Origin of the sequence: Acinetobacter sp. ESL0695, assembly GCF_029392135.1 — a bacterium.
Classification (GTDB): Bacteria; Pseudomonadota; Gammaproteobacteria; order Pseudomonadales; family Moraxellaceae; genus Acinetobacter; species Acinetobacter pollinis.
In genome coordinates, this window is sequence record NZ_CP113932.1 from 481,963 (window position 1) to 507,003 (window position 25,041).

General features: G+C 33.1%; 40 protein-coding genes. 36 read left to right on the plus strand and 4 right to left on the minus strand.

Going from position 1 to position 25,041, the window contains the following annotated elements; translation table 11 throughout:
- The first annotated feature begins 167 nt into the window (after window positions 1-167).
- From OZX61_RS02185 to OZX61_RS02215, 7 genes are all read left to right on the plus strand, one after another.
- Entirely contained in the window at window positions 168-446 is a 279-nt protein-coding gene (locus OZX61_RS02185) for a hypothetical protein (RefSeq protein WP_277095171.1), read from the plus strand.
- Window positions 443-778, plus strand: a complete 336-nt coding sequence (locus tag OZX61_RS02190; protein ID WP_277095172.1) for a hypothetical protein — start codon at window positions 443-445, stop codon at window positions 776-778. Before OZX61_RS02185 ends, OZX61_RS02190 begins: the two co-directional genes overlap by 4 nt.
- A 175-nt stretch (window positions 779-953) precedes the next feature.
- Window positions 954-1,382, plus strand: coding sequence for a hypothetical protein (locus tag OZX61_RS02195; protein ID WP_277095173.1), 429 nt, complete (start codon window positions 954-956; stop codon window positions 1,380-1,382).
- 195 nt (window positions 1,383-1,577) lie between these two features.
- Window positions 1,578-2,174, plus strand: a complete 597-nt coding sequence (locus OZX61_RS02200; protein WP_348521175.1) for a hypothetical protein — start codon at window positions 1,578-1,580, stop codon at window positions 2,172-2,174.
- A 68-nt stretch (window positions 2,175-2,242) separates the two neighbouring features.
- Complete coding sequence (locus OZX61_RS02205; RefSeq protein WP_277095175.1) at window positions 2,243-2,395, plus strand: hypothetical protein; 153 nt, start codon at window positions 2,243-2,245, stop codon at window positions 2,393-2,395.
- Between the two features lie 146 nt (window positions 2,396-2,541).
- Window positions 2,542-2,853, plus strand: coding sequence for a hypothetical protein (locus OZX61_RS02210; protein WP_277095177.1), 312 nt, complete (start codon window positions 2,542-2,544; stop codon window positions 2,851-2,853).
- An 11-nt stretch (window positions 2,854-2,864) separates the two neighbouring features.
- The gene (locus OZX61_RS02215; protein ID WP_277095178.1) at window positions 2,865-3,290 is read left to right on the plus strand and encodes a hypothetical protein; all 426 of its coding nucleotides are present in this window, start codon (window positions 2,865-2,867) and stop codon (window positions 3,288-3,290) included.
- A 324-nt stretch (window positions 3,291-3,614) separates the two neighbouring features.
- Here OZX61_RS02215 and OZX61_RS02220 read toward each other — a convergent pair whose 3' ends face one another.
- A complete protein-coding gene (locus tag OZX61_RS02220) occupies window positions 3,615-3,779 on the minus strand; it encodes a hypothetical protein (RefSeq protein WP_277095179.1) in 165 nt (54 codons plus the stop codon).
- A 543-nt stretch (window positions 3,780-4,322) separates the two neighbouring features.
- Between OZX61_RS02220 and OZX61_RS02225 the strand changes: the two genes are divergently transcribed.
- The 28 genes from OZX61_RS02225 (at window position 4,323) to OZX61_RS02360 (ending at window position 20,432) form a co-directional block, all read left to right on the plus strand.
- A complete protein-coding gene (locus OZX61_RS02225) occupies window positions 4,323-4,670 on the plus strand; it encodes a hypothetical protein (RefSeq protein ID WP_277095180.1) in 348 nt (115 codons plus the stop codon).
- A gap of 363 nt (window positions 4,671-5,033) precedes the next feature.
- The gene (locus tag OZX61_RS02230) at window positions 5,034-5,276 is read left to right on the plus strand and encodes a hypothetical protein (RefSeq protein WP_277095181.1); all 243 of its coding nucleotides are present in this window, start codon (window positions 5,034-5,036) and stop codon (window positions 5,274-5,276) included.
- A 133-nt stretch (window positions 5,277-5,409) separates the two neighbouring features.
- Window positions 5,410-5,694: a polymorphic toxin-type HINT domain-containing protein gene (locus OZX61_RS02235; protein WP_277095182.1), complete on the plus strand. Its 285-nt coding sequence runs from the start codon at window positions 5,410-5,412 to the stop codon at window positions 5,692-5,694.
- Window positions 5,695-5,994: 300 nt separating this feature from the next.
- Window positions 5,995-6,495, plus strand: coding sequence for a hypothetical protein (locus OZX61_RS02240; RefSeq protein WP_277095183.1), 501 nt, complete (start codon window positions 5,995-5,997; stop codon window positions 6,493-6,495).
- Window positions 6,496-7,113: 618 nt separating this feature from the next.
- Window positions 7,114-7,410, plus strand: a complete 297-nt coding sequence (locus OZX61_RS02245; RefSeq protein WP_277095184.1) for a hypothetical protein — start codon at window positions 7,114-7,116, stop codon at window positions 7,408-7,410.
- Entirely contained in the window at window positions 7,410-7,934 is a 525-nt protein-coding gene (locus tag OZX61_RS02250) for a hypothetical protein (protein ID WP_277095185.1), read from the plus strand. The genes OZX61_RS02245 and OZX61_RS02250 overlap by 1 nt, the downstream gene beginning before the upstream one ends.
- Before the next feature lie 110 nt (window positions 7,935-8,044).
- Window positions 8,045-8,218, plus strand: coding sequence for a hypothetical protein (locus OZX61_RS02255; protein ID WP_277095186.1), 174 nt, complete (start codon window positions 8,045-8,047; stop codon window positions 8,216-8,218).
- A gap of 169 nt (window positions 8,219-8,387) precedes the next feature.
- The gene (locus tag OZX61_RS02260; RefSeq protein WP_277095187.1) at window positions 8,388-8,561 is read left to right on the plus strand and encodes a hypothetical protein; all 174 of its coding nucleotides are present in this window, start codon (window positions 8,388-8,390) and stop codon (window positions 8,559-8,561) included.
- 14 nt (window positions 8,562-8,575) lie between these two features.
- Entirely contained in the window at window positions 8,576-9,220 is a 645-nt protein-coding gene (locus tag OZX61_RS02265; protein WP_348521172.1) for an S-layer family protein, read from the plus strand.
- A 6-nt stretch (window positions 9,221-9,226) separates the two neighbouring features.
- Complete coding sequence (locus tag OZX61_RS02270) at window positions 9,227-9,367, plus strand: hypothetical protein (RefSeq protein WP_277095188.1); 141 nt, start codon at window positions 9,227-9,229, stop codon at window positions 9,365-9,367.
- Window positions 9,368-9,548: 181 nt separating this feature from the next.
- Window positions 9,549-9,890: a hypothetical protein gene (locus OZX61_RS02275; RefSeq protein ID WP_277095189.1), complete on the plus strand. Its 342-nt coding sequence runs from the start codon at window positions 9,549-9,551 to the stop codon at window positions 9,888-9,890.
- 168 nt (window positions 9,891-10,058) lie between these two features.
- A complete protein-coding gene (locus tag OZX61_RS02280) occupies window positions 10,059-10,310 on the plus strand; it encodes a DNA/RNA non-specific endonuclease (protein WP_277095190.1) in 252 nt (83 codons plus the stop codon).
- Window positions 10,311-10,313: 3 nt separating this feature from the next.
- Window positions 10,314-10,760: a hypothetical protein gene (locus OZX61_RS02285; RefSeq protein WP_277095191.1), complete on the plus strand. Its 447-nt coding sequence runs from the start codon at window positions 10,314-10,316 to the stop codon at window positions 10,758-10,760.
- A gap of 980 nt (window positions 10,761-11,740) precedes the next feature.
- Window positions 11,741-12,079, plus strand: a complete 339-nt coding sequence (locus OZX61_RS02290) for a hypothetical protein (protein ID WP_277095192.1) — start codon at window positions 11,741-11,743, stop codon at window positions 12,077-12,079.
- Between the two features lie 147 nt (window positions 12,080-12,226).
- Entirely contained in the window at window positions 12,227-12,514 is a 288-nt protein-coding gene (locus tag OZX61_RS02295) for a hypothetical protein (protein WP_277095193.1), read from the plus strand.
- Between the two features lie 375 nt (window positions 12,515-12,889).
- Complete coding sequence (locus OZX61_RS02300) at window positions 12,890-13,186, plus strand: hypothetical protein (protein WP_277095194.1); 297 nt, start codon at window positions 12,890-12,892, stop codon at window positions 13,184-13,186.
- Window positions 13,187-13,449: 263 nt separating this feature from the next.
- On the plus strand, window positions 13,450-13,818 hold the full coding sequence (locus OZX61_RS02305) for a barstar family protein (RefSeq protein ID WP_277095195.1): 369 nt from the start codon (window positions 13,450-13,452) through the stop codon (window positions 13,816-13,818).
- A 234-nt stretch (window positions 13,819-14,052) separates the two neighbouring features.
- Window positions 14,053-14,220 (plus strand): hypothetical protein, encoded by a 168-nt coding sequence (locus OZX61_RS02310; RefSeq protein ID WP_277095196.1) that lies wholly within the window; start codon window positions 14,053-14,055, stop codon window positions 14,218-14,220.
- Between the two features lie 306 nt (window positions 14,221-14,526).
- Window positions 14,527-14,820 carry a hypothetical protein gene (locus OZX61_RS02315; RefSeq protein ID WP_277095197.1) on the plus strand — a complete coding sequence of 98 codons (294 nt, stop codon included), beginning with the start codon at window positions 14,527-14,529 and terminating at the stop codon, window positions 14,818-14,820.
- Between the two features lie 294 nt (window positions 14,821-15,114).
- Window positions 15,115-15,582 (plus strand): hypothetical protein, encoded by a 468-nt coding sequence (locus tag OZX61_RS02320; protein WP_277095198.1) that lies wholly within the window; start codon window positions 15,115-15,117, stop codon window positions 15,580-15,582.
- A 133-nt stretch (window positions 15,583-15,715) separates the two neighbouring features.
- Window positions 15,716-15,889 carry a hypothetical protein gene (locus tag OZX61_RS02325; RefSeq protein ID WP_277095199.1) on the plus strand — a complete coding sequence of 58 codons (174 nt, stop codon included), beginning with the start codon at window positions 15,716-15,718 and terminating at the stop codon, window positions 15,887-15,889.
- Between the two features lie 17 nt (window positions 15,890-15,906).
- Entirely contained in the window at window positions 15,907-16,251 is a 345-nt protein-coding gene (locus OZX61_RS02330; protein WP_277095200.1) for an Imm8 family immunity protein, read from the plus strand.
- Window positions 16,252-16,601: 350 nt separating this feature from the next.
- Window positions 16,602-16,805, plus strand: a complete 204-nt coding sequence (locus OZX61_RS02335; protein WP_277095201.1) for a hypothetical protein — start codon at window positions 16,602-16,604, stop codon at window positions 16,803-16,805.
- A gap of 307 nt (window positions 16,806-17,112) precedes the next feature.
- Window positions 17,113-17,532 carry an Imm42 family immunity protein gene (locus tag OZX61_RS02340; protein ID WP_277095202.1) on the plus strand — a complete coding sequence of 140 codons (420 nt, stop codon included), beginning with the start codon at window positions 17,113-17,115 and terminating at the stop codon, window positions 17,530-17,532.
- 285 nt (window positions 17,533-17,817) lie between these two features.
- Window positions 17,818-18,264: a hypothetical protein gene (locus tag OZX61_RS02345; protein WP_277095203.1), complete on the plus strand. Its 447-nt coding sequence runs from the start codon at window positions 17,818-17,820 to the stop codon at window positions 18,262-18,264.
- 268 nt (window positions 18,265-18,532) lie between these two features.
- Window positions 18,533-18,715 carry a hypothetical protein gene (locus OZX61_RS02350; RefSeq protein ID WP_277095204.1) on the plus strand — a complete coding sequence of 61 codons (183 nt, stop codon included), beginning with the start codon at window positions 18,533-18,535 and terminating at the stop codon, window positions 18,713-18,715.
- A gap of 272 nt (window positions 18,716-18,987) precedes the next feature.
- Complete coding sequence (locus OZX61_RS02355; protein WP_277095205.1) at window positions 18,988-19,455, plus strand: SMI1/KNR4 family protein; 468 nt, start codon at window positions 18,988-18,990, stop codon at window positions 19,453-19,455.
- 506 nt (window positions 19,456-19,961) lie between these two features.
- Entirely contained in the window at window positions 19,962-20,432 is a 471-nt protein-coding gene (locus OZX61_RS02360; protein WP_277095206.1) for a hypothetical protein, read from the plus strand.
- Between the two features lie 13 nt (window positions 20,433-20,445).
- Here OZX61_RS02360 and OZX61_RS02365 read toward each other — a convergent pair whose 3' ends face one another.
- Window positions 20,446-21,357 carry a bestrophin family protein gene (locus OZX61_RS02365; protein ID WP_277095207.1) on the minus strand — a complete coding sequence of 304 codons (912 nt, stop codon included), beginning with the start codon at window positions 21,355-21,357 and terminating at the stop codon, window positions 20,446-20,448.
- 52 nt (window positions 21,358-21,409) lie between these two features.
- A complete protein-coding gene (gene radC, locus OZX61_RS02370; protein ID WP_277095208.1) occupies window positions 21,410-22,102 on the minus strand; it encodes a DNA repair protein RadC in 693 nt (230 codons plus the stop codon).
- Between the two features lie 76 nt (window positions 22,103-22,178).
- On the opposite strand from radC, the gene coaBC reads away from it, so the two are divergent.
- Window positions 22,179-23,435 (plus strand): bifunctional phosphopantothenoylcysteine decarboxylase/phosphopantothenate--cysteine ligase CoaBC, encoded by a 1,257-nt coding sequence (gene coaBC, locus OZX61_RS02375; protein WP_277095209.1) that lies wholly within the window; start codon window positions 22,179-22,181, stop codon window positions 23,433-23,435.
- A 29-nt stretch (window positions 23,436-23,464) separates the two neighbouring features.
- On the opposite strand, the gene OZX61_RS02380 is transcribed toward coaBC, so the two are convergent.
- Window positions 23,465-24,820: an MATE family efflux transporter gene (locus OZX61_RS02380; RefSeq protein ID WP_277095210.1), complete on the minus strand. Its 1,356-nt coding sequence runs from the start codon at window positions 24,818-24,820 to the stop codon at window positions 23,465-23,467.
- Window positions 24,821-25,041: the final 221 nt, after the last annotated feature.

The following is a 25,041-nucleotide window of genomic DNA, read 5'->3' on the forward strand; positions in this document are numbered from 1 at the left end:
AATAGTTTACAACCATCGAAACACTATAAGTTATGAAATGGTACTGAGTTTAAAACTAAGGAGTTTGATCCTGTTGAGGAAATTAGCTTTAAGCCTGATTTTGATAATAAAGGTAACAGAGATAAAAGACAGACAGCAGTAGGTAAGTTAGGTGAAGAGGCTGATGTATGTGGTCATATTCAGGCTTGTGCTATGGGGGAACGTGTGACCGCTATAACTTATTCCCACAGAATTTAAATTTTAACAATTCTGCTTACAAAGTATATTTTGAAAATGTAGTAAGAAATGCAAACAAGGATGGAACGATTATTGATAATGTTACAGTTAAGTTTACGAGAAATGATCCAAAATCTTCGAGACCTGACCAAATAATCGTAGTATATACTATTGGAGCAGAGAGAAAAACTGTAGAGTTTGAAAATAAAGCAAAAGCAGGGATTAAATGAAAACCCAATTAAATATGTTAAATGAATTAAGTACTATTTTAAACTTCTGTAGTGTAGCTGACTATGATTCAGCATATTTGAAATATATGTTTAATCCAAATGAAGGATGGAAATCAATGACGCTATCTAGTATAAAAAATGGTAAGGCTTATCTTCCATCTGATTATGAATCAACAAAAGTTATTGCGTTATGTAAACAACTACATAATGTAATGCAGCAACACACTGGTGGAGATTGGAGAAAATTTATATTAACCATAGATAGAAATAGAGAAGTAAAAACACAATTCATTTATGATATTCAGTCCTGCATGGATGAATTCAAAGACTAATATAATATTTCAAGATTTCCTAAAAGAAGATTAAACATTAATCTACTTTTTTAATGATCTTTTTTCCAATCTAGGGGGTAATATCAGCTTAAGTGTTGACCATTAAGGTTGATCCTAGACAGAGTTATGGACATTCGATCCTTATAAAGAGAATTTATTAGTAAGTAGCAATGTAATGGTAAATTATGATGAATTTTTTTTTGTTGAAGATGGTAGCTGTAACTTTTTCTTGGAAGATAGAACTAGAGATGATATTAAAGCTATATTAAGTGAATGTATTACTGTAAAAAAAAGTCTATTTGATAATAATACAATCGACTATTCGTTTTCAGATGGTACTGGTATTTATTATGATGATAAAGACATGATAATTGGGTTGGAGATTTATTCACCTCACGGCAGTTTTTTTGTTGATAATATGAATTTAATTGGTACGAAAGTCTTTTCGTTAAAAAAGCTTTTCACTAAAAAAAATATTTATTTTGATGAAGTTGAAGATGATTTAGAAATAAACTTTAACAATCATAAAATTAAGTTATTTATTCCTGATTTAACTGAAAAACAGGATGAGGCAGTGATAGAAAGTATTTATATTACTAAATAATTGGTTTTGTCGTACTAGGAGAGGGTGTTCAAAAACTCTGTGTCAGCCAAATATGTTAGATATTCATAGTGGCGATTCAATAGCCCCTCAAAGCAAATCCATCATTAAGTGATATGTTCCCCCAGTTAAAAGTGGGCAGTGTCCCCTTCTTATTTAAGATCGCAACAATAAGATGCCCATGTACAAGGCAGTCAAATTTATAGCACAGGCAGTACCTACTTTAATGGGACAAAGAACTTTAATGTAAGTGCAGATACACATTACATGCGTAGCAATAGTCAAAGTGCAAGTTACAGCTCAGGTGGTGTAAATGCCTCAATTGGACAAAAAGATTCACATGCTGAAACACAAGGTCTAAATCATATTAATAGTGAGATTCAGCTTCAAAATACCTTTGGACACTTAAATGGCTTAAATATTAAAGGTGGCGAGGTTTCGATAGGTGATGTTGACCATCTAAAACATGAAACTCAGAAAAAAAGTAAAAGGTTTTATCAGAAAGTCGATATTGTTTTAGATGGTGTTGCACACGATGCCAAATACCCAATCATGCTGTCAGGTTCACAACTGAATAGATTGTTTAATATGGTTCCTAAAGTTTCTAGTGAGTATGATCAAGTACAGAAACTTGTTCGAATGCAAGATCAGGTCTCTAAGCAATACCAAGCTAATTTATATGCAAGTGGTAGTGTAAGGAAATATAATTCAGTTTATGTGTATCCAAGGGATAGTTCAGGAAACATAAATTTAGGCTATATCTTTATCCAGACGGTTACCAGAATTGAGAAATAGAGAATACTGCTGAGGCTATTGAGAAATTACGATCAGACAGTAGTCGTGGCGTAAATGCAATACTAGGAATGGTGGGTAATAGTGTTATTGCGGCAGGTAGTTATTTAGGTGTAAAGACCTTTGGAGCAGATCAGGCAATACAAGAGAATATTGCGATTGGTACTGCTCTAGGTAGTCTTACTCTAGGCTCAGGTATTGCAGCGAAATCGAATATATTGTAAGGCACTCCGATTGGTAAGGCTAATGTGAAAGTGCCTGTTAAGTTAGGTATTAATAATAAGATTACAAATAATGAAGTTTTACCAAACTTGAATAAAATAGAGAGTACTCATTAGAAAAGATACTTCTTTAGTGTTTGGAGGTAGTCGTGTGTGGGGGCAACCATGTTGAGGGGAGTGATATTAATATTAGATTTGGTAACTTAAATATTCATCAATCAGGAAAAAATATTAAAAAATTAGATCATATAGCTAATAGTGCTCCTATCGAGAAAACAATTATTACATCAGGAAATTCTACAGCTGTAATTAGTGAAATTAAATCACCAGAAGAGTTTTTTCAGCGCTCTGGTATTCGCTCAGATAGAGATCCTAAAGCAGGAAAACCGTATTACTCATCAGGTTCGGTAACAATTAGTCCAGATGGTAAAGTACTTATAATTCCACCAAATAAATTTTAAAGGAAAATACAGTGTTTCAAGTTCAAAATATGGTTTTAAACTTTGATAAACAAGTGACTATTAGAGATTTAGGTTATGGACAGAATGATATATTAGATTTGGAAAAAGATTTTATATGGAAACAAAACATAAATGAGTTTTTACAGATTACAACTAGTACAATTGATGAATTTATTTTGCAATGCAAAATTGATGATCAGGATCAGTCAGAGCCTGATATTACTTTTCTTAAAACTTTGCAATATCCAGATAGTCAAACTCTCGCTTATAAAAACCCTCGAGAATTTAGTGAATTAATTTTAGATTACGATAATCTACTTTTAAATCCATTTTTCTCAAAAAATATTTCTCAGGGATATGCTATTAATAGAATAAATAGTATACAAATACAAAACCAAGAAATACAGATTAAAGGATTTGGATACTTTTTTGGTTAAATTTGTAATATAACTGCATTGATGTAGTGAACCTGATTATTTAGATACGGTTTATAACATTGAGATTGAAAGTTTTCACACTTACCATGTGGGTACGTTTGGTACCTGGGTTCATAATGCAAATTGTGACCTTAAATATGAGAATGCCTCATATCATGGTAAGAAAGATAATCCTATAAAATCAAAGGCACCAAAAAATGGGCAAGAACAATTGAACAATTCAATTCAAGTTAAAGATTCTTTGCCTAGACGAATTAGTGTAGATAAAGAATTTATTATTTTTGATAAGACTATAGATAACCCAAATCACAGATAAGAAATCATTTAAAAGTCCTGAACTTTAGGTTTAGTCGCAGTACATTGATAAGCAATCAATGTGGCATAAATATGAACAATATACCCTTGCCATGAGCGATGACGGGAGTTTTTTAATCCAAAGCTTTCTTTGAGCTGCCCATACAGTATTTCAAGAAAGTTTCTTTGACACATATAATGCTCACCTTCTTTATTTAAAGGGAATACAGCTATAGATGATCTTATTCGTGTAATCAGTTGACAGCATTTTTTTGCGAAAATTGCTGATGGAATTGAGAAATATATCCTCGATCTGCGAATAATTTACCCTGAAATTTACTCGTATTGAATAATAGATAGGCCACTTCTTGGATATCAGTCCTTTTCCCTGTGGTTACTAAAGCAGATACAATCTAACAAGAACGGTTGACCATAATCAGCAGATGTTCATAATACACCAAGATGATTTACAAAATGAGCAACAACTTGCAAGTATCAGTATAGATAATACTGAGAAAGGTCGAAATATCATTTTTAGCTAACTCATTAAAAGATAATTCAAATGTAATAAAGTCTTTTACTAAAGAAATTAATAGTAATATTCATTTTTTTTAAGATTCGTGGAATTTTAATATCTGGCCTAGGAGGATTTAGAAAAATGGAGGCTTTATTTGAGGTAAGGCCAAATAATTCTAGAAGGTTAACTACAACTATTTTGAAAGGTAGGTTATAAATAATATGTACTCTGTAGATAAAATGATAATACCTAAATGCGAAGAATTTATTTCAGCTTTAGGGTGTGATTGCTATATTAATGATGATTATGTTCAATATATTGAAATATATAATGAACATGAGGTACTCCTAAAAATTAGTTTTGGTTTGCTAGATGGTTTGTTCAAAATCTGTCTTTCAAAAGAAGATGATATTATTTTAGAAATGTATGAAAAAGATTTGCTATCTATTTATATACATGAAGATGATAGTAAGCTAGAAATAAAGTCTTATGTTTCTGAAAATGAAATAAGAACTATAACCCTGGTGATCCATCCTAAAATAAAGCTATTAAGCAGTTATATAGGTTAATCTAAATCCATCATGATCTGAATGATCAGCTTATTCATAAAAAATATCAGTTCTAATCCTTCTGACTTACATTACAGCCTTATTTTGTATAGTCGATGATTTTTTTATAAAATTTGAATCAATGTATTGAGATTTTCTAAAACGAAATAAAATCTCAAACGAATACGAACCTCAAAGCTTAGCTTGTCTGAAACCATATTTATCGTAATCTATTATAAAAATCTCCATTTTAAAAAATTTAGACACCATCGCCCGTATGAATATAGCAGGGGATACTCCTGCTGATTTTGAAAAGTTAGGTCAAGCTCAAATGTCATTTCACTTATTTTAAGTTAAGGGGCCGTAATCGTTGCTAAGAATGGGGTGACGGTTGTTGTTGAGGCTGTAGGGAAGATTAAGAATGCTACAATGGTCAATACTCATATAAAAGAATTAGAATTATTCGGTAATTCAGCTATGAAAGAAAAAATTGAAGAACCTTGTGTAAGAGGCTGTATAACTGAAAATGCGTGTTTTAACGCAGGTACGTTGATAGAAACATCAGAAGGGTTGAAAGCTGTAGAGACATTTGTCGGGGGGGATTGGTTTGGTCACGATATGAGATAACGCACGAATATGGTTACCGTCCAGTTATTTCAACCAAACGTACAGTAGACCAAGCTATATTTAAAGTGATTGTTGAAAATTCAATTGGGGTCAGCAAGAAATCTTAGAAACGACCGTAGAGTATCCATTTTGGGTGAAAGAGTATGGATGGCTGAAAGCCTCATTACTTGAATCGGGGATGATATTATTAGATCGGAATAATAACGAGTTGAAGGTGGTATCTCAGCATTTGATTCCTGATTATTTAGATACGGTTTATAACATTGAGATTGAAGGTTTCCATACTTACCATGTGGGTATGTTTGGTACGTGGGTTCATAATGCAAATTGTGATGAAAACCTTGTAAAGAAAATACAGGGAGAGCAGCCACCTAATTTATCTCTTAAGGGTGCTAGTCGTAAAGGGGAGTTCAAGTAAGCAAAAAGAGATGCAGGAATTCTGACTACTATGCAACCATCGAAGGTTCTTCCAAATGTCGATAAAAGATGTAAAAGCTAACCTGGTTTACAGTATGTATTTAGAGTTCCTAAAGATGGTGGAAGATTTAAAGAAATCGTTATTAGGGATGATAAAGGAAGACATATATTTTATGATGATCCTAAGCAAAATAGAGGACCTTATTTTAATACACCTAATGGAGATCATTATGACTATTAAAGTTGAAAAAATGATAATAAGGAACTATTTATTAGCTCCTATGATTCAATGAATAATGTTATGAAAATGGAGCAGGAAATTGCTAATTATATGGAGAAATATATACCTCTAGATTTTAAATATTATTTTTTTCTATGTTCAGAAACTTGGTGTGATAATAATAGGATTAATATTTATAAAGGATTGTGGAATGATAATTTTCTCACTGATTATTTAATTAAATATAAGCTAAGTAGGGAAGAAATATTTTTAAATAAAGATAAATTAAAATTTGTCACTTTATTTGAAATTGATAGGAAAGATTTATTCCCAGTACTACAAATAAATGCATTTATGTATACAGGCCATTATTTTTTATTTTTATCGAATAAAAAAATAGACTTTTCCATCACAGATATATATGAATCATCTCAATATGTGGACATTACACGTAGTGGAAATGATTGGAATAAATTAGTAGAATTTTTTCATACTAACGGTTGTATACCAATACAAAAATGGGTTGGATCCAATGAGGTGTCAGTAAGATTATTTCTAAACGAGAAATTAGATCTAGTCTGACTTTTATCTAGGAGGTTTTAGGTAGTGAACCGATAGAAAGTCCTCTGCTATTTGATGAAGAATATCAGTCTGTTGATTTATCTCAATATAGATCACGAGTTTGTTCATTCTCCCCATAAGTCCTTATATCGGCAATGGACTTAGATAGATGCCAACAGCTATAAATATCCAAATAGTTCAACGACGGTGGGTATGAACCATACAGGTCAGGCCACTGAACAAGTGACCAAAGCGACATTGGGGCAAGGCACAGTAGAGTGCCAACCGTGATATTCAACATACGCAAGAGACCACACGAGACCAGACCACAGGGCTGTTAAATGGTCGAGTTACCGTAGACATCGCCTTTTCACTGCGGATGGTCGTACTCAGATTATTCAAGACTAGAAAGAACTCTTAGAAAATGCAACGAAAATTGCACAGAATATTGTTGGGGCTTTACCTGAGGGTGCGTATAAAAAACAAGCCTTAGAATCACTTAATCGAATACAAACTAAACTTGCAGTCCTTCCAGATAGCTTCAAGGCATTTGGTAGTGAAATTATTAACAAGTACTAAGAATATATTAGGGAAGGTGGTGATCGTAAATTATTTAGAACATTGGTATATAATCCTCAGGTGCTAGAAGCAACAGAAGAAGCCTATGTACAAGATTTAAAAGCGCAAGGGCTCAATAATAAAGAGGTTAATGAACACGTCAGTCAGTTAATACTGCCGAAAGATTTACAGCAAAAGGATGCTTCTGATTTACAGGCTGCACAGAGACGGGATTCTGACGCAATGATACAGAATGCAGAAAAATTAGCACCAAAACATGTAGGTAAGCTAAAGAATGCGTTTGATACCTTAAATTGTAAAACAAATCAAGATTATGATAAATTCCTAAAAGATATTCTTTACAGAAGTCAAAAGTAATGAAAAAATTTATAGATGATTTGAGTGGTTTTTTAGGAAAATCAAATCAAGATAATAATTTAATCAATTTTTTTGTGAAAAATAATTTTATTAAAGATGAGAAAGATATAAAACTTTCTCTTTATGATGAAGATGGAGATTGGCTAGATGAGCATGACTTATATATAAAGAACGAATCTAAAGGATTAAGTTTTATTTTTACAGATGAAGCATTTTTTTTAGAAAATATTAATAAGCCTCTTCTAGGAGAAATATTATATTTGTCTACAATATTTTTTTATAATGAAGGGGTTGAGTGCTTTTCTAAATACAACTTAGGGCTTCCATTTGATCTTAATTTTTCTATGAAAATACATGACTTAATAGATATTTTTGGAAATCCTATCTTTTGTGGAAAAAGTGATGAAGACATTTTACTTAGTCAAAAGTGGAGTTTTAAACATCTACCTTATACACTCTTTGTTTCTTATAGTTTTTCTGGAGATATTAGGTATATTGCTTTAAGCATACCTGATGCGAAATAGTATAAAAAAATGCCATATATAATACTGAATGTTACATTTCAGACGATAGAGTTATTGGGTGGTTATCATCATCTTTTCACTAAAGATATTCTTTACAAAGGTCAAAAGTAATGAAAAACTTTATAGATGATTTGAGTAGTTTTTTAGGAAAATCAAATCAAGATAATAATTTAATCAATTTCTTTGTGAAAAATAATTTTATTAAAGATGAGAAAGATATAAAACTTTCTCTTTATGATGAAGATGGAGATTGGATAGATGAGCATGACTTATATATAGAATGAATCTAAAGGATTAAGTTTTATTTTTACAGATGAAGCATTTTTTTTAGAAAATATTAATAAGCCTCTTTTAGGAGAGATATTATATCTGTCTACAATATTTTTTTATAATGAAGGAGTTGAAGGCTTTTCTAAATATAATCTAGGGCTTCCATTTGGCCTTTAATTTTCTATGAAAAGTGAAGACCTGGTTAGCTTGCTTGGTGAACCAATATCGATCAGAAAGTATGATAATGGGCATCTTTTAACTCAAAGATGGAGCATTGGTAACGAGCAATACGATTTTTTCGTAAGCTATAGTTCTGTAAAAGAAGTAGAGCTTATGGGTTTAACTATTCCTCATTAAGGTATAATAGTCTAGTGGAGCTAGACTGTGTTCCACCTTTACTCAAGCACAGTCCAAGTACCTCAATGTTTGTTAAAGTAGCGATATCGAAAAGGGTATCTTACCTTGTAGAAACAGATCCTACATTTGTAAGCTATAAAAACTGGGTATCTTCTGCGTATATGCTTGACGCACTCAAGCTTGACCCTACATTGACGCAAAAGAGATTGGGTGATGGTTATTATGAGCAACGTTTAGTTCAAGACCAAATTGCGCAATTAACAGGTCGTCGTTTCTTAAATGGATATCATGATGACGATCAACAGTACCAAGCATTAATGAATAATGGACTGACTTTTGCAAAGGAGTATGGTCTACGCCCAGGTATCACTTTAACAGCAGAGCAAATGTCTCATTTGACGAGTGATATCGTCTGGTTAGTTGAAAAACCAATACAGTTAGAGGATGGTCGTATTGTTCAGGCATTGGTGCCTCAAATATACGTACGTAGCCAAAAAGGAGATTTAAAAGGTTATGGCGGTCTAATTTCAGCAGATTATATTGTTATTTTAGGTGAGCAAAAAGAGATTAATAACTCTGGGACAATCTATGGAAAAGAAGAAGTCCTACTTAATGCAAAAGATATTAATGTACTTAAAGGTCGTATAGAAAACCAGTAAGTAGAAATGAATGCGAATAACGATATTCGCATTGAAGATGGTCAGATACAGGGACAACGTATTGGACTCACTGCAGGCAAGGACATTACCGTTAATCGGACACAGCCGAAAGCAGATCGTGTCGCGAATATTTACATTCCACCTTAACTCTGCTTACAAAGCATATTTTAAAAATGCAAACAAGGATGGAAGGGTTATTGATAATGTTACAATTAAGTTTACGAGAAATGATCCAAAATTTCCGAGACCTGATTAAATACAGTTAAGCTATATTATCGATTATAAGCCTGTTAAAGAAGCATTTAAGAATGAAAAAGGGGAAGATAAAATGCAAGAACAGATTGAAATTTTGAATGAGTTATCACGACAGTTAAATTTTGTAAGTGGAAAAGTATATGATGAGGCATACCTAGAATATAAGTTTAATCGACAAGAGAACTGGTACTCATTTTCAGCTTGGTATGAGCAGGATGGTAGAAAAGAGATTCCTGAGAATTTCGATAGTTTTAGTGATGATTCTCAAAAAATATGTGAAATTTTACATGAGGTAATGCATAAACACTCTGGTGGAGATTGGAGGAAATTTATATTAACCATAGATAGAAATAGAGAAGTAAAAACACAATTCATTTATGATATTCAGTCCTGCATGGGTGAATTCAAAGACTAATATAATATTTCAAGATTTCCTAAAAGCAGATTAAATATTAATCTGCTTTTTTATGATCATTTTGCAAATACAGAGAACAATATGAGATGTAAATAATGTAAACCGTTTAAGCATTATAGAAACAGCAGGTCATGAGCTGAGTCTCAGGGGGGACAATTAATTGCATCTATGTTTAAAGGTCCAGGTGAAGGTATAAATATTGTATCTATGGATAAAAAATTTAACGGCTCAAGTGGTGCATGTTATCAGCTGGAGTTAGGGTGGAAAAAAGCGTTAGAAAGCAACTATTCTGTCAAAGTAAATATTCAACCAGTATATTCAGGTTCGAGAAAAAGACTCGATAGTTTTCTTGTGACACATCAAATTGGTTCAACTGATCCTATAAGACAAATATTGAAAAATACATCAACAGGCGAATAATTTATGAATGATCAACAAATATATCAGAAAATTGGTGAGCTTTTATGGTCAATAATGGCAGAAGAAGCAATTATTATTTTTTGTACAGGTACCATTTATAGTGATTCTAACTCATACAGCTTTAGATGGTTTACTCAAAATGGTGAAAAAAAATCATTTGATTTTTATAAAATGCCAAATGAAATTGGAGATCAAATTATAGTTTTAATGGAGGAGCTAAGATGTTTGGATATATTTGTAGAAAAATGGACTCATTTTAAAATATCTTTAACTGATGATGAGAAGTTTAATATTGATTTTGCATATATTCCAGAAGAAGATAGTTGGGTGAGTTTATATATGAAAGGAATTAGTGATTTAAGTGAAGAAGAGCTTGATCAAGATTATCCTCAAATTCCTAAAGAGTTATGGCGAGAGCGTGTAAAACTAAAAGACCAAAATGTGAAATAACCTATTAAATAAATTTTTTAGACTAAACTATCATTAAGAACATTCTGCAGAAGTGCTAGTACGAAGGGAACACACCATAAAGCAGGAGGGATCACTGTTGAGAATTTAAATGTACAGGACAATACCAGCATCGATATTTATGGTCAAAACATACAATCGACAGGTGTGACGGTGCTTGACCATGGGCAGGGTGCATTAAACATAGGTGGTTATGAAGACAAGACCACGACAGTCAATAAAACCCATACCTGAACCATTTCTGCAGAGATTGGTGTGCGTAATACCTATTTAGATGCAGCGAAAGCGGTTATTGCCGTTAAAGATGTAGTGAAGGCTCTAAACGATGCAAGACTGGTATAACCAAGCTGAAAAAGACTATGCGGCAGGAAAGATTTAGGCGACACAAAAGCCAATATTGCCATGGCAACCACCAATGTTGCAGCGGCACAAATTGCCGCAGGCGTAGCGATGGCAGGTGCAGTAGCAAATACAGCAACCTATGGCTTTACTATCGGGGCGAGTGGCTACTAACTCTAAGAAACCACCGATATCCAAAGTGGTATTCAAGCAATTTACGAAAGAAAAAATTAAAGAGCCTTGTGTAAGAGGCTGTACAAATGAAAATGGTGTTTTACCGCAGATACGTTGATATAAACATCAGAAGGATGGAAAGCTGTAGAGACATTGGGGTGAGTTGGCTTGGTCAAGACATGCGATAACGCACGAATATGGTTGCCGTCCAGTTATTTCAACCAAACGTATCAAGCTATATTTAAAGTGGTTATTGGGTATTCAATTCAAGTTAAAGATTCTTCGCCTAGATGAATTAGTGTAGATAAAGAAAATAAAAAATTTATTATTTTTGATAAGACTTTAAATAATATTTATCATAGATACGTAAGACCTTGGAGTGCATTAAATCAAAGTATGAAAAATGTATTGATTAAAAATGGTATAGTAGATTCAAGAAGAAGATTTAAATGAAATATATTGATCCTAAATTACAGCCAAATTTTAAAATTAAGAATTTTATTCACAATAAATCAGTAGATAATTTGATTGAGGCAATAATATCTACATCTTTATATTCTAACGATCGGATATGGGCTAAGGAGCTTAGTATTAGTCAACTAAATAGTAATGATATAAATGTAATTCGTGCATCCATAAGAGCTCTTAGTCATATTGCTAGAATTGATAAAAATTTAGATTTAGATTTCTATGAAGAAATTAAAAAAAAATTAAAAACAAGGCAGATTTCATTAGGAGAATTAGAAGATTTACGTGATGATATTGAAATCTATTCTACTTTGAAATAAGTAGGTTAAGGTGTTCCTTCATTCGGTTTTAGATCAAATGAAGCGATAGTCTAGAAAATATAGATTGATGATTCTTCGCTAACTTAATAGATGTAACCCATGGTGCAGATTTAGACCATATGGGTGTTCATAAAAGGTTAATAAACAATGATGTTTGGTAATGAAAATATATTTGGATTATACATTAACCCTATTTGCTTTATTCCTGAAATGAATGATTATGATGTGGAGTGTGGGTTCTATATTAATGGGAGAGCATTTATTTCAGAGAAATCTCACATATTTTATACCCAAAAGCAGTCAATTCAAACAGGAGCTTTATGTAATACAATTGATGATGAATATTTATTTAATTTAAATTTAGAAGAATGTTTTAAAAGAATAATAACTATCGTTTTTTCTAATTATATTGCCGAAACTGAGGAAGAATATTAGAGAAAAGAATGGGTTGATGATTCTACTAACCAATTTCGTTATCGTGCAAAGTTAGAACGCGATCTTTTTGAAGATAAAAGATACTACATTTTTTGTATAGGATGTAAGGAGAAATTCGTTTAATTGTATATAAATATCCTAAAAAATCATATTTCTCATTAAAAGACTTAGATCAATATGGTTTGATGGAATGTATAGTTAGCAAAAAATATTTAAAAGATATGATTACTGGGGTTGATGTTTTTTATAATAATTTAATTAGAAGTAATAAGACTAAAAGATAAAAACAGTTATTAATGGTCAAAGAAGAGCAATTGCTATCACTATTGGAAGCAATGGATTTATAGTTGGTGCAAATCCTACGAGGGTTATAAAATGAAAAAATTAATTAAATTGATGCCTGATTATCAATGCTATGCTATTTGGGAATATGACAATGAAGGTATGATAAAAAACCTAAATCCCGAATCTTTAAATATTTCTAAAGATTTATTTGAACGAATTGAGAGTTGGACAAGTAAGTATGATGACACCTTATGCTTAGATGATCCAATTAAATCGGGATTCAGTTCACTAGCTGATGAGCATAATTTTAAATTATTAGGAGAATCTCTAGCTCACGATTTAAAAAAGGAGTTAGAGGACTATGAAATAATTTATGAATATCCTTGATAGACTTCTTGTATAAATCAAAAAATGATAAAAATTAGGTTTAGTAAATAAAGAATTGAACTATCACACTAGTGAAAGTTATCGCTGAAGTAGTGTGATTTACTTGATTGTATAATAAAAATAACTAAAAATAAGGTATAAATCACATTAAAAGCGAGATTAAGCTTTAGCTGATGTTGACCATTTAAGAGTCGATGGTATTGCTGTTGAAAGCGTACAAGATACCCAAAATAGTCATGAGCGTAAGAATTGAGTAAAAATAAATGGAACTACAAAAAACTTTTTTTTATAGCTGTATAGACGATTTAAAGTTAGATGAAAGTAGTAATTTTATAGGAAAATTAAATGATGAAATTTTAAGTGTTCCACAACTTATGTATGATCTTTCATCTGCTTTATCATTCCCAACATATTTTGGAAAAAATTGGGATGCATTATTTGATTGCCTGTGTGATTTCCATTGGATAAATGAAAGAAATATTGTGATATTCCATTCTAGAGTCCCTTCACTATCTGCATCAGATTTGAATATTTACATAGATATTTTAAAAGATGCTTGCCTAAGCTGGACAAAGAGTAACGGTAATGATCATCAGTTATGGATTGTAATGCCAGTTATTTCTATAGAATAAACCGTTCTAAATTTAAAAGGTAGATTAGAATTGATTCACCTTTTTTGTAATATGAGGTAATCATCCACTAAAAAGTGCTTCAGTAGAAGGTGTAGCTACGAGCTATGGTATGGGATTCACACTTGGGGTGACTGGACAATGCTAACAAAGCACCGATATCCAAAGTACCATTCAAGGATAATGGAAAGGCATAGTCGGTCAGCAACACAGAGTACCAACTGTGATATTCAACACATGCAAGAGACTACTCGAGACCAGACCACAGGATTATTAAATGGTCAATATCAAAACTTGATGAATACTCAAGGGAGCTTACAACTACTTGTAAATGTACTCAATCAAGACATAGAAGTGCTTGCAACCTCGATAACCGCATTCTACGGTTTAAAAAGGTGTTTATGACCCACAAAGTCAACAAGTCATATCAGATGTAAATAATATAAACCGTTCAAGCATTATAGAAACAGTAAGTTATGAGCTGAGTCATGCATAAGGTATCCAAAGTGAAATTGCTGCAGACCTCATGGGTAAAGCGACTGGTTGGGCATATGATGTTGGCGTTTCATCTAATCAAAACATAATTAACCAGTACAATCAAGATTTTACCAAAGCCACAACAATCTCAAATTATTATTGTGAGGTAATAAAAATGTGGGTTACAATTTTTTTAACAAAGATGAGACGAAAGAAAAATTAGAAGATCAATGGGTGGCTGAATATGTTAACAGTAACTACTGGGATGCATTTGGTGATTTACTGGATGCAGTATTTTTACCTAACTATTCTAGTTTACATGAAATAATTAAGTCTGAAGAAGGTGAATATTTAAAATTTTATAGTTTTGTAGAGCTCAATAAAGAAGACTTTAACTTAGCAGTTCAGTTGATTAGAAATTATATCTCTAATCAGAAGAACCTAATGAGATGGCAACAAATGGCTCAAGAAATCTGGAATGAAATTGCTGAACCTTATGTAATACAAGACGAAAAGTATATTAAATGAGTTATTGATGAGATTGTCAAAATAGACTTAAAAAAATGCATATTTTTCCGTAGTTGGGGATTCAGTTATACGAATTTATCTACGCTTCTTTTTTAAATAGAGCTGTTGGAGAAGGGTATATGGGGAATAATAGAAAAAATATCGAGGCTAATGTAGTTGGTGAGTATCGTCGAACAAATACCATAACAGTACGAATAGATGAACAGACTGGCAAAGCTTATACTGCATATCCAAATCTTGAAGAAGGAAGAGTACATCCTGATCCGCGGAAACACTAAATAAAGGAAAAAATAAATGATTGAGTACAGTCCACATCATATTGCATTATTATTTGGTGATTTTCATGATGATGCTTTAGAGCATTATTTATCTTCAGAAGAATATAATGAGTACTATGATTCTGATTTTAGAAATACAGATATTGCCTTATATTGGTTAGAAAGATTAGTCGGATCTATTGAAATATATAATGCAGAATATAGAGGATATAATTTATATAAAGAAAGCTTACGCCAAATAATTATATCTAACGGTGTTATTCCGATTGATGCATGTTTTCCTGGTATTGAATATATTGAAGATATGGATGAGTGGCGTAAAGCCTATCAACAATTTCTTTTTGTTTTATGGGATTATTTATTTGATGAAGAATATCAACCTGCTGATTTATCTCAATATCGACAACGCATAGATTACGAGTTTGTTCATTTTCCCTATAAGCCTGAACTTTGGAAAGAGGCAAAGTATAAAAATGGAGGATAAAAAGCAACCACATTGACAACCAAATAGCAATAAATAAAAAAGTAGATCAATCTGGTTTAAATTACAATATAGGTAAGGGTACTGTGGATGAAGCGAGACAACTCAGTTTGGGTTGCTGCTGGTGTTAGAAAAAGTGGAAAAGAGAGTTAGTACATATGGAAAACGTTTGTATAGTCCTCCAGCTAATAAGTCTAAATCGAAATTTGCTTTGGCAGGTATACAAGCAAACTTTAAAACATTTATGTTTGATAGTCAGGGAGAACGGATTAAAGTTGGCAAAGTGCATTTAGATATTATTAATGACTAAAAGGGTTAGATTTATTTATGAAAGCAGAATTGAAATCAATTGATTGGTGTGGGCGTAATCCTTTCGATTATATCCCAGAAAATCAAGATGACTTACATATTACACTCACCTGTTCTATTGGTATAAAAGGATTGGACGGTGCTGATTATTTTGATATCAACATATCTAGCCCAGAATACTTAGCAAAAAGTTGTTTCATTGATACTATCTTAAGAAATACACTTATAGTAAGTGAATATGATATTAAAAAAATTATTAATATAATACATACATATATAGATAAATGTGATGGAGAGGATTGGACGATAATTTCTGAAAAGCTCTCTAGATATTTTTTTTGGGAATTTGAAGACTATAGCTGATCCTAAATAGTATAGATTGGTATTGGTACTCTACTTGAGGGTACATATAAAAAAACAAGCCTTAGAATCACTTGACCTCAGACAAACTAAAGTTGTGGTACTTTCAGATAGCTTCAAAACATTTGGTAGTGAAATTATTAATAAGTACCAAGAATGTATTAGAAAAGATGGTGATCCTAAATTATTCAGAGCATTGGTAGATAATCCTCAGGTGTTGCAAGCAAACAGGAGAAGCCTATTAAGTCCAAAATCCTGACAGCCTATAACAGGATTTAAAAGAAAAAGGGCTCAATAATACATAGATTAAGAACCAAAGCCGTCAGTTGATACTGCCGAAATATCGTCAGAAATTGGATATTACTGATGATAATACGAGTGGTACTGTTTCTTCATCTAGCCAATCAGTCTATACAGATTTAGTCAAAACTCATATCACAGCAAGTACGAACTTATTACCCAATGCAAGTAGCTTTGAGACTGTACTTGGTGATGAAACGATTTCCGTTAAAAAAGGTAGTAATCTCGCGATTGATGAAAGTGGTATAGACAAATAGTAAGCTGCATTGGTTGCCAGTCTAATCAGAAACATACATTTGGTTAGCTAGGAAATAGACCAAATGCAATAGTCGAACCTAAAAGCTTTTTTGAACTATTTAATAACTCCATTTCTTTGGGAGCTAATTCAAATAAAAGATTTACTTTAGATTAAGATGGTGCGATTCATCAGTTTAAATATGAGCGAATTGGCAATAATACATATCATTGGGCTGGTTCAAGTAATGATAAATATAATCCATTATTATTAGATAATAAGACAAAAGCCCAACTGAAAAAACTGGGTTGAAAAACAAAGGACTTAAAATGATTGTTAAACACAATGAAAATTTTTTTATTCAATTTGATATAGTTTACTCTTTAGGAGAAATGAACTTAGGTATTTTAAATTTTTGGATAAATGATAAATGTTATCCAGGTACAGGAATTAATTTAACACTAAGTTCATTATTTTTCATTTTAAGAAGTAATCTTCTAGAAATAGGTAATTTATCTATAGATATAGGTAATATTCCTATGGAAGAAATTGATTTTAAGAACTTTGAAGATGATCGTCTTGTATGGCTAGACACTGGTGAATTATTTCAACTAGGTTTCAGCCTTATAATTGGTTTTAATCACGATTGTGAAAGAATATTTTACTCGATAAATTATGAGAAAAATTACTATGAAATAGTTTTACCTAAAGGCACTTTAAAACATACTTTAGAGTCACTAGATCAATAGTCTTGAAGACTATGGTTTATCGATATTGTACGGGAAATAGTTCAATGAACCAGTTTTGTTGCAAACTTATTCTAATATATAGGGTGAGCTACAGCAGCTTCAAAAAATATATTGATGTGGCTAAAGTACAAGGTGTAAAGATAATCAATCATTTCAAGTAAGTAGTATTCAGCCAATTTATTCTGAAAAGAGTAAATGCCCTGAGAGTTTTATTATTAATCAAAGTATTAATGTATTAGGCAGCCTTCTTTAGAATTGAAAAATACTCCTACAGGAAAAGAGTTTATGAATAATCAAGAAACTTACAAAAGAATAGGAGAGTTATTATGGTCAATAATGCCAAAAGAAGCTGAAATTATTACATTTATAGGGAATATTTACCCAGAATATCAAGGGTGGGGGACTAGTTTTATTCTGAAGAATGGAAGTTTGAGTACATTCTCTTTCGGCGAGGAGCCTACCGATATAGAACTACATATAAAATATTTAGTTAATAATTTGAGAAATTCAGATATATTTAAAGAAAAATGGACACATTACAAAGTAACTTTAACTAATACTGGGAAGCTTAATATTGATTTTGCATATATTCCAGAAGAAGATAGTTGGGTGAGTTTATATATGAAAGGAATTAGTGATTTAAGTGAAGAAGAGCTTGATCAAGATTATCCTCAAATTCCTAAAGAGTTATGGCGAGAGCGTGTAAAACTAAAAGACCAAAATGTGAAATAACCTATTAAATAAATTTTTTAGACTAAACTATCATTAAGAACATTCTGCAGAAGTGCTAGTACGAAGGGAATACACCATAAAGCAGGAGGGATCACTGTTGAGAATTTAAATGTACAGGACAATACCAGCATCGATATTTATGGTCAAAACATACAATCGATAGGCGCTACAGTGCTTAACCATGGGCAGATTAAACATAGGTGGTTATGAAGACAAGACCACGACAGTCAATAAAACCCATACCTGAACCATTTCTGCAGAGATTGGTGTGCGTAATACCTATTTAGATGCAGCGAAAGCGGTGATTGTAGTTAAAGATGTAAACGGTGCAAGACAGGTATACAACCAAGCGGAAAAAGACTATCCCGCAGGTACAGCGATGGCAGGCGCATTAGCTGCCTCTTCAACAAGTTATGGCAGAGGATTTTGGCCAATGGCAATAAACTACTGATATCCCAAGTATCATTCAAGGATAATGGTAGGGTAGTCAACTTGATTTAAACCATCTCATTTTAAGATCGCAACAACAAGATGTAAACGTACAAGGTGGTCAAATTTATAGCACAGGCAGTACCTACTTTGATGGGACAAAAAACTTTAATGTGAGTGCAGGTACAGGCATCACAATGCACCATCAGCGTCAAATAGTTTTCAGTTGCTTCCAATAAGTATTCATAATTCGGTAAATCATATTGGAGAAAGCAGTTTAAGTGGTGGAAATAAATGATAAATTTAATAGTTGCATATGATTTTGGTATTATCGATAAATCGGTAGTCCTCGATTTTGCTAAAGAGAAAAATGTTATATTTCCAGATTTATATGTCGAATTTATATCGATGCATAATGGCGGACAATTCGTCGAAAATAATTTTATTTTTTTTGATGAAGCTGACAATTACATTGAATCTAATATTGGGTTTTGTTCTTATGGCAATATTGTAGGAAATGAGAATATTGAAGATTGTCAAGACTATGATATTTATGGTTATGATAATTTAATCACATTTGGTCTAGATGGAGGAGGGGATTATATTGCATTTGATTATCGAAAAGATCCTTTAACAAATAATCCACCAGTTGTTTTTATGTACCATGATGAATATATAACTGATCATAATAATCAAATTAAAATGAAAGTTATACAGGTAGCAAATAACTTTGAGGACTTTGTAAAAATGTTACATGATTAGCTATCAATAGGGAGCATCCTATTTACGAAATAATTATTAATATTAATCGTCAAAGCAGAGCAATTGTTGTCAAGATTGGAAGTAACAGATTTTCTTCTAAGAGCATATATTTAAATACCGTAACTTAATTTCGATATAATAAGCCTAGAACAGAATCATTCATTGAGATTTAGGTTCATTGGGACTCAGGTAATATACAATCACAGTAGTTATTATACTCACCATAAAGTTGAATAGCGAAAGATTGCTTGTATATTCAATAGGCTTTTTTAAGTTGACTATTCACTATTTCAACCAATCCACACTTTGAAAGTAATGTTTTGTCATCAAAAGTAATAGGTTTATTTTTTCATATTCCGACCTTTTGGTGTGATAAGCCTTAGTCCTCTTAAGGCTAGAATCTCAGTTTTTGTTTTATTCATGTATCCCTTTATAACCAAGTAATATACTTTTGAGATTATGCATAGTTTCTGAACTCAGTATCAGATCAATAGTATCACCTAAGAGTGTGTGATCATCAAATTATCTACACTAAAAAAGATACCAACCATGATGAACTCAATTCAGATGGGCAGTCTTTAGCACCAAACATACATATTTCTACGATAGAAACCCAAAACGAAGATTGGAACGAACATCAATCGGGGTATCGTGGTTTTATGAAAGAACTGGCGAAAGTCATTTCGATTGGACTGAAAAGCTTACCCTTTATGAAGTCTCCAGTTACCATCGGTGAAAGCAGTAAGACATACCATCAAACCATTTCACAAAATAGTAGTGACCTGACTGCAGCCAACCATATTGGCATAGAAGGTTTAGGCAATACAACGCTGACGAGTACACGTTTAAATGCCAAGGACATTTCCATTTCAGGTGAGAAAGTCATCTTTGATGCGACCCAAGAGCAATTCAAAACCCTCAATAGTCATAGTAAAGAAATTATCCAAGAGGTTAGCTTCAAATTGGATAATAATTAAAACTACAATAAACCTAACTTAAGTTATGATTTTTTATAGCAATAACAGGGGGAAGTGGTTTGCCAAGCGAGCTAAGTAGTTCTCGCTCAATAAGACGTACGATCGAGTCTAGGGGTAAATCATTATTCTGTGTTCCAAATGGTTCCTCAAGTTCTGCACTTAGCTTATCTAATCCTAAGAACATATAGGCAATTAAACCAACAAGGAAAGGTGTCCAAAGTCCGAGTGTTGAACCTAAACTAAAAGGAAGCAAGAAACAAAAACAATAAACAGCTCGGTTAAGTAAAACTGAGTAAGCATAAGGTAAAGGCGTACTTGCAATACGATCGCACCCTGCCTGAACTGCACCCAGCTCAATCGTATGATTATTTACTTGGGTATATAATATATCCGTAATTTCTTTTTCTTTATATGCTTGTAGGAGCTCCCACTGAATTAGGCTTAGCATATATTGTGGTGCATTTAGCTGATCATTAAGGTGCTGTACAGACTGTTCATCTAATTCAACCGTTCCAATAAACTGTTCTAAATTGGCTGTTTGATGACGTAAACGATCTCGCAGTGTGCTTGAGAAAACCATAACATGATTAAGAACACGCTCTCTACGTATATGGGAAAGAACTTTACTGTCTCTATCAATGTGTCTAGAGCTCGCAATAAGTGATCCCCATAGTTTTCGGCCTTCCCACCAACGTGCATAGCAAGTGTTATTTCTAAAACCTAAAAATATAGAAAGAATAATTCCAAAGATTGTAAACCCTATAGCAGGTACTTGAGGAATATGAACGATTTGATAATAAGCCAAAAAACCAATAATTGTAGAAATAAGCATTAAGCCAATTAGTTCGGGTAAGACTTTTGGTAAGACTGTTCCTTGCCAAGCAAGTAAAATTTGGAAAATATTGCTTTTATCTCGAATAATCATAATTAATATTACTTTGAAAATTTCATCAGACTTTATATAGCTAAAAAACTGCCTATATGAAGTGGTTCTCTGCAAAAGAGAATGAACCTGTCGGTGAAATAATGCAATGATCAATTAATTTAACTTCAATTAAATCGCAAGCATGCTTAATCTTTTCAGTAAGCTGATGGTCGGCAGCAGAAGGTGTGGCTTTTCCAAAGGGATGTGTATGACAAATAATAATTTGAGATGCATGCTGCTGAATAACGTGACGCATCATTTGATTAATAGAAATAGTGCAGGTGTTTATAGAGCCAAAAAATAATTTTTTAAAATTGAGTTTACATAAATCTGCATCTAAACAAAGTACAGCAAAAACTTCTTGTTTTTCACCCTGTAATTGGTAACGTAAAAAATCAATAACTTTCTTAGAACTATCAAATGCATGTTGCTGTTGTAAGTAAGCATTGTCGACATAACGGCGACCTAGTTCCTTGACTGCCATTAATTGAGCGTATTTGGTTTCTCCAATCCCATGAAATGTGGTTAATTCATCAAGTGAGCAATCAAAAATTGGTGTTAACCCACCAAAATGTAAAATTAAACGACGCGATAGCTCGACAGCAGAATATTGTTTTGATCCCGATCTGAGGAAAATAGCCAATAATTCAGCATCTGAAAGACTTTCAGCACCTTGTTTAATTAAACGTTCACGAGGCCGTTCCTGAATAGGCCATGACTTAATGGAAAAACGATCGACTTTCATTTTAAGATTTAAGTTTGGGAGAATATCGGTTTAGTGCTATTGTGAGCACCACTGCAAGGTAAAGAGTGTTCTATCTGTGAGTTCAAATGTCAATATAAAATTAAATAAAAACATTATCTTGGCGGTAACAGGAGGAATTGCGGCATACAAAAGTGCTGTTTTAGTCCGCCGCCTCAAAGATTATGGTTTTAACGTACGTGTTGTGATGACAAAAGGTGCACAAGCATTTATTACACCACTCACTTTCCAAGCGCTTTCATCGAATCCTGTACATACTACATTGCTTGATCCTGAAGCGGAAGCAGGTATGGGGCATATTGAATTGGCACGTTGGGCAGATTTAATTTTAGTTGCACCAGCAAGTTGCGATGTCATTGCTAAGTTTGCACAAGGGTTAGCAGATGATCTGCTGACGACACTTTATCTGGCAACAAAGGCACCTGTTTGGATTGCGCCAGCAATGAACCAACAGATGTGGGCTGCAAAAGCGACACAACGTAATTTAAAAACACTGACTGAAGATGGTATGCATATTATTATCCCAGATGCAGGTGAGCAAGCGTGTGGTGATATCGGTCGTGGTCGAATGCCTGAGCCAGAGGCATTAGCAGAACAAGTTTTTGAATATTTTAAAACACAAGAGCGAGCATATACACAACAGTTTGGCCTTCTTGCAGGTAAAAAGGTAACAATTACAGCAGGCCCAACCCGTGAAGCGATAGATCCAGTTCGCTATATTTCTAATCATAGTACTGGAAAAATGGGTTTTGCTTTGGCAAGTGCATGTTATGCTGCAGGAGCAGATGTAACTTTAATTGCAGGGCCAGTGACTTTAAACACACCTTATGGGGTTACACGTAAAAATATTGTTTCAGCACAACAGATGTTAGATGAAAGCATGTACATGCTAAATCAGGGCTGTGACATATTTATAGCAACGGCGGCTGTTGCAGACTACAGAGTCGCTGAGATTGCACCACATAAAATAAAAAAAACAGGCGATACATTAGATATTGCATTAATTAAGAATCCAGATATTGTTGCCACTATTGCACAACAAGAAAAAAGACCATTTATGGTTGGGTTTGCTGCTGAAACTCAAAATATTGAGCAATATGCAAACGGAAAGCTTATTTCGAAAAAATTAGACATGATTGCATGTAATGATGTCTCTAGAACAGACATTGGTTTTGGGGCAGATGAAAATGCTATGACAGTATTCTTTGCTAAAAAGTATGACTTTGATCAACGTCAATTAGAAAAAGCATCTAAACTTAAAATTGGTGAACAACTGGTAGAAGCGATTGTTGATGCCTTAAATACAAAAAGTTGAATAAAATAGGGAGCAATGCTCCCTAGAAATTAAGATTTATATTTTTGTGCAAGTTTTTTATTGTTGAAATAAAGTCTAGAAAGTAATAAAGCACATGCCACCGCAAGCCCAATAATCAGGCTGATCCAAACGGCTTGTGGCCCCATAGATGCATAGCGAATCCAATAAATACTTAGAGGAAGTGTGATTACCCAGTAAGCAAGCATGGTTGCCCACATCGGTGCTTTGGTGTCTTGCATACCGCGTAAACAGCCTGCCGCACTGACTTGCCATGCATCCATAAGTTGATAGGCAATACAAAATTGTAAAAGATAAACTGCAATATGAGCCACATGTTGATCTTGCGTATAAAAACTAATAATTTGATGTCGAAATAGTGCAATAAATGACATGGTTAAACAAGCCATTACAGTTGCTGTCATCAGGCCAACTTTTTGAACCTTACGCATGGCTTCTAAGTTTTTTTCACCATAATACGTACCTACTCGTATGGTAAGTGCTATTGCCAATGACATAGGTAGCATAAAGAGCTGTGATGTCACAGATATGGCTATTTGATGTGCAGCTACGACGGTATCGCCCAAAGTACTTAAAATAATTGCAGCTGTAGAAAATACGCTGACTTCAAAAAATATAGCCAGTCCAATTGGAAAACCTAAAAGAAGTAGCCTCTTAGCAAGAAGAACATTAAATTTTTCAAAACCTGCAAAGATATGATCTTTTTGATAAATCTTAGCCTTAGAGATATATAGAATAAGGCTAAATAACATCAGCCACTGCAAAGTTGCTGTAGCAAAACCACACCCCGCGCTTCCCATACGAGGAATAGGGCCATAGCCATACATAAAGAGATAGTTTAGTGGAATAAGAATAACTAAGGATAAAAGACTGATGGCAGTAACGGGTCTGGGATTCCCAATCGCTTCTGAATAGCAACGTAAAGAGGTATATAAACAGACAGCAGGCATACCCAAACCAATTGCGTGTAAAAATAACCCAGCTTTAGGTTGTAAATCTTCAGGAACTTTAAATAGTGGCAAGAGATATGGCATGAATTGCAAAAGAACTAACGCAATGAAACCTAATATTCCCGCCATCCACAGAGACTGACGTACAATATGACCAATCTCATGGCGATTATGTGCGCCGACAGCTTCTGCAACTAATGGGGTGGTGGCCAATAAAATACCTGTAAAAAGTAGCATAACTGGAATCCAGATTCCTACACCCACAGCAATGGCAGCCAAGTCTAAAGCAGAAAATCGTCCAGCCATAATTGTATCTATAAGCCCTAGACCTGCTTGGGCAAACTGGGTAATTAAAATAGGAATCATAAGAGACAATAAGCGTTTGAGCTCAATGCGCGAAGAAACAACAGTTGTCATAAAAACTACTCGGAAGAATTTGTGCTGTATAGAGTGGACAAGACAGCCTTGTTATAAGTGAAGAGAGATCCTTTTCTCGTTACACTGATTTGAAAAAATTATTTAAATTTGATCAGATAGTACAATAAATACAATGATAAAAATACTTTTGTGCTTATTTAAATTGATGCAAACTTTAAGCTTTACTCAAAAGTCATGTTAAAATTATTAACTTAGACCTG

Excerpts from the sequence above, each read along its gene's own strand:
- OZX61_RS02365 (WP_277095207.1), bottom strand. The coding sequence starts at position 21,357 with ATGATTATTCGAGATAAAAGCAATATTTTCCAAATTTTACTTGCTTGG.
- OZX61_RS02295 (WP_277095193.1), top strand. The coding sequence starts at position 12,227 with ATGATGTTTGGTAATGAAAATATATTTGGATTATACATTAACCCTATT.
- OZX61_RS02220 (WP_277095179.1), bottom strand. The coding sequence starts at position 3,779 with ATGTGTCAAAGAAACTTTCTTGAAATACTGTATGGGCAGCTCAAAGAA.
- OZX61_RS02195 (WP_277095173.1), top strand. The coding sequence starts at position 954 with ATGGTAAATTATGATGAATTTTTTTTTGTTGAAGATGGTAGCTGTAAC.
- OZX61_RS02240 (WP_277095183.1), top strand. The coding sequence starts at position 5,995 with ATGAAAATGGAGCAGGAAATTGCTAATTATATGGAGAAATATATACCT.
- OZX61_RS02330 (WP_277095200.1), top strand. The coding sequence starts at position 15,907 with ATGAAAGCAGAATTGAAATCAATTGATTGGTGTGGGCGTAATCCTTTC.
- OZX61_RS02255 (WP_277095186.1), top strand. The coding sequence starts at position 8,045 with ATGAAAAACTTTATAGATGATTTGAGTAGTTTTTTAGGAAAATCAAAT.
- OZX61_RS02250 (WP_277095185.1), top strand. The coding sequence starts at position 7,410 with ATGAAAAAATTTATAGATGATTTGAGTGGTTTTTTAGGAAAATCAAAT.
- OZX61_RS02305 (WP_277095195.1), top strand. The coding sequence starts at position 13,450 with ATGGAACTACAAAAAACTTTTTTTTATAGCTGTATAGACGATTTAAAG.
- OZX61_RS02290 (WP_277095192.1), top strand. The coding sequence starts at position 11,741 with ATGAAATATATTGATCCTAAATTACAGCCAAATTTTAAAATTAAGAAT.
- OZX61_RS02225 (WP_277095180.1), top strand. The coding sequence starts at position 4,323 with ATGTACTCTGTAGATAAAATGATAATACCTAAATGCGAAGAATTTATT.
- OZX61_RS02280 (WP_277095190.1), top strand. The coding sequence starts at position 10,059 with ATGTTTAAAGGTCCAGGTGAAGGTATAAATATTGTATCTATGGATAAA.
- OZX61_RS02270 (WP_277095188.1), top strand. The coding sequence starts at position 9,227 with ATGAATGCGAATAACGATATTCGCATTGAAGATGGTCAGATACAGGGA.
- OZX61_RS02310 (WP_277095196.1), top strand. The coding sequence starts at position 14,053 with ATGCAAGAGACTACTCGAGACCAGACCACAGGATTATTAAATGGTCAA.
- OZX61_RS02260 (WP_277095187.1), top strand. The coding sequence starts at position 8,388 with ATGAAAAGTGAAGACCTGGTTAGCTTGCTTGGTGAACCAATATCGATC.
- OZX61_RS02185 (WP_277095171.1), top strand. The coding sequence starts at position 168 with ATGTGGTCATATTCAGGCTTGTGCTATGGGGGAACGTGTGACCGCTAT.
- OZX61_RS02285 (WP_277095191.1), top strand. The coding sequence starts at position 10,314 with ATGAATGATCAACAAATATATCAGAAAATTGGTGAGCTTTTATGGTCA.
- OZX61_RS02190 (WP_277095172.1), top strand. The coding sequence starts at position 443 with ATGAAAACCCAATTAAATATGTTAAATGAATTAAGTACTATTTTAAAC.
- OZX61_RS02340 (WP_277095202.1), top strand. The coding sequence starts at position 17,113 with ATGATTGTTAAACACAATGAAAATTTTTTTATTCAATTTGATATAGTT.
- OZX61_RS02345 (WP_277095203.1), top strand. The coding sequence starts at position 17,818 with ATGAATAATCAAGAAACTTACAAAAGAATAGGAGAGTTATTATGGTCA.
- OZX61_RS02355 (WP_277095205.1), top strand. The coding sequence starts at position 18,988 with ATGATAAATTTAATAGTTGCATATGATTTTGGTATTATCGATAAATCG.
- radC (WP_277095208.1), bottom strand. The coding sequence starts at position 22,102 with ATGAAAGTCGATCGTTTTTCCATTAAGTCATGGCCTATTCAGGAACGG.
- OZX61_RS02380 (WP_277095210.1), bottom strand. The coding sequence starts at position 24,820 with ATGACAACTGTTGTTTCTTCGCGCATTGAGCTCAAACGCTTATTGTCT.
- OZX61_RS02320 (WP_277095198.1), top strand. The coding sequence starts at position 15,115 with ATGATTGAGTACAGTCCACATCATATTGCATTATTATTTGGTGATTTT.
- OZX61_RS02300 (WP_277095194.1), top strand. The coding sequence starts at position 12,890 with ATGAAAAAATTAATTAAATTGATGCCTGATTATCAATGCTATGCTATT.
- OZX61_RS02275 (WP_277095189.1), top strand. The coding sequence starts at position 9,549 with ATGCAAGAACAGATTGAAATTTTGAATGAGTTATCACGACAGTTAAAT.
- OZX61_RS02205 (WP_277095175.1), top strand. The coding sequence starts at position 2,243 with ATGGTGGGTAATAGTGTTATTGCGGCAGGTAGTTATTTAGGTGTAAAG.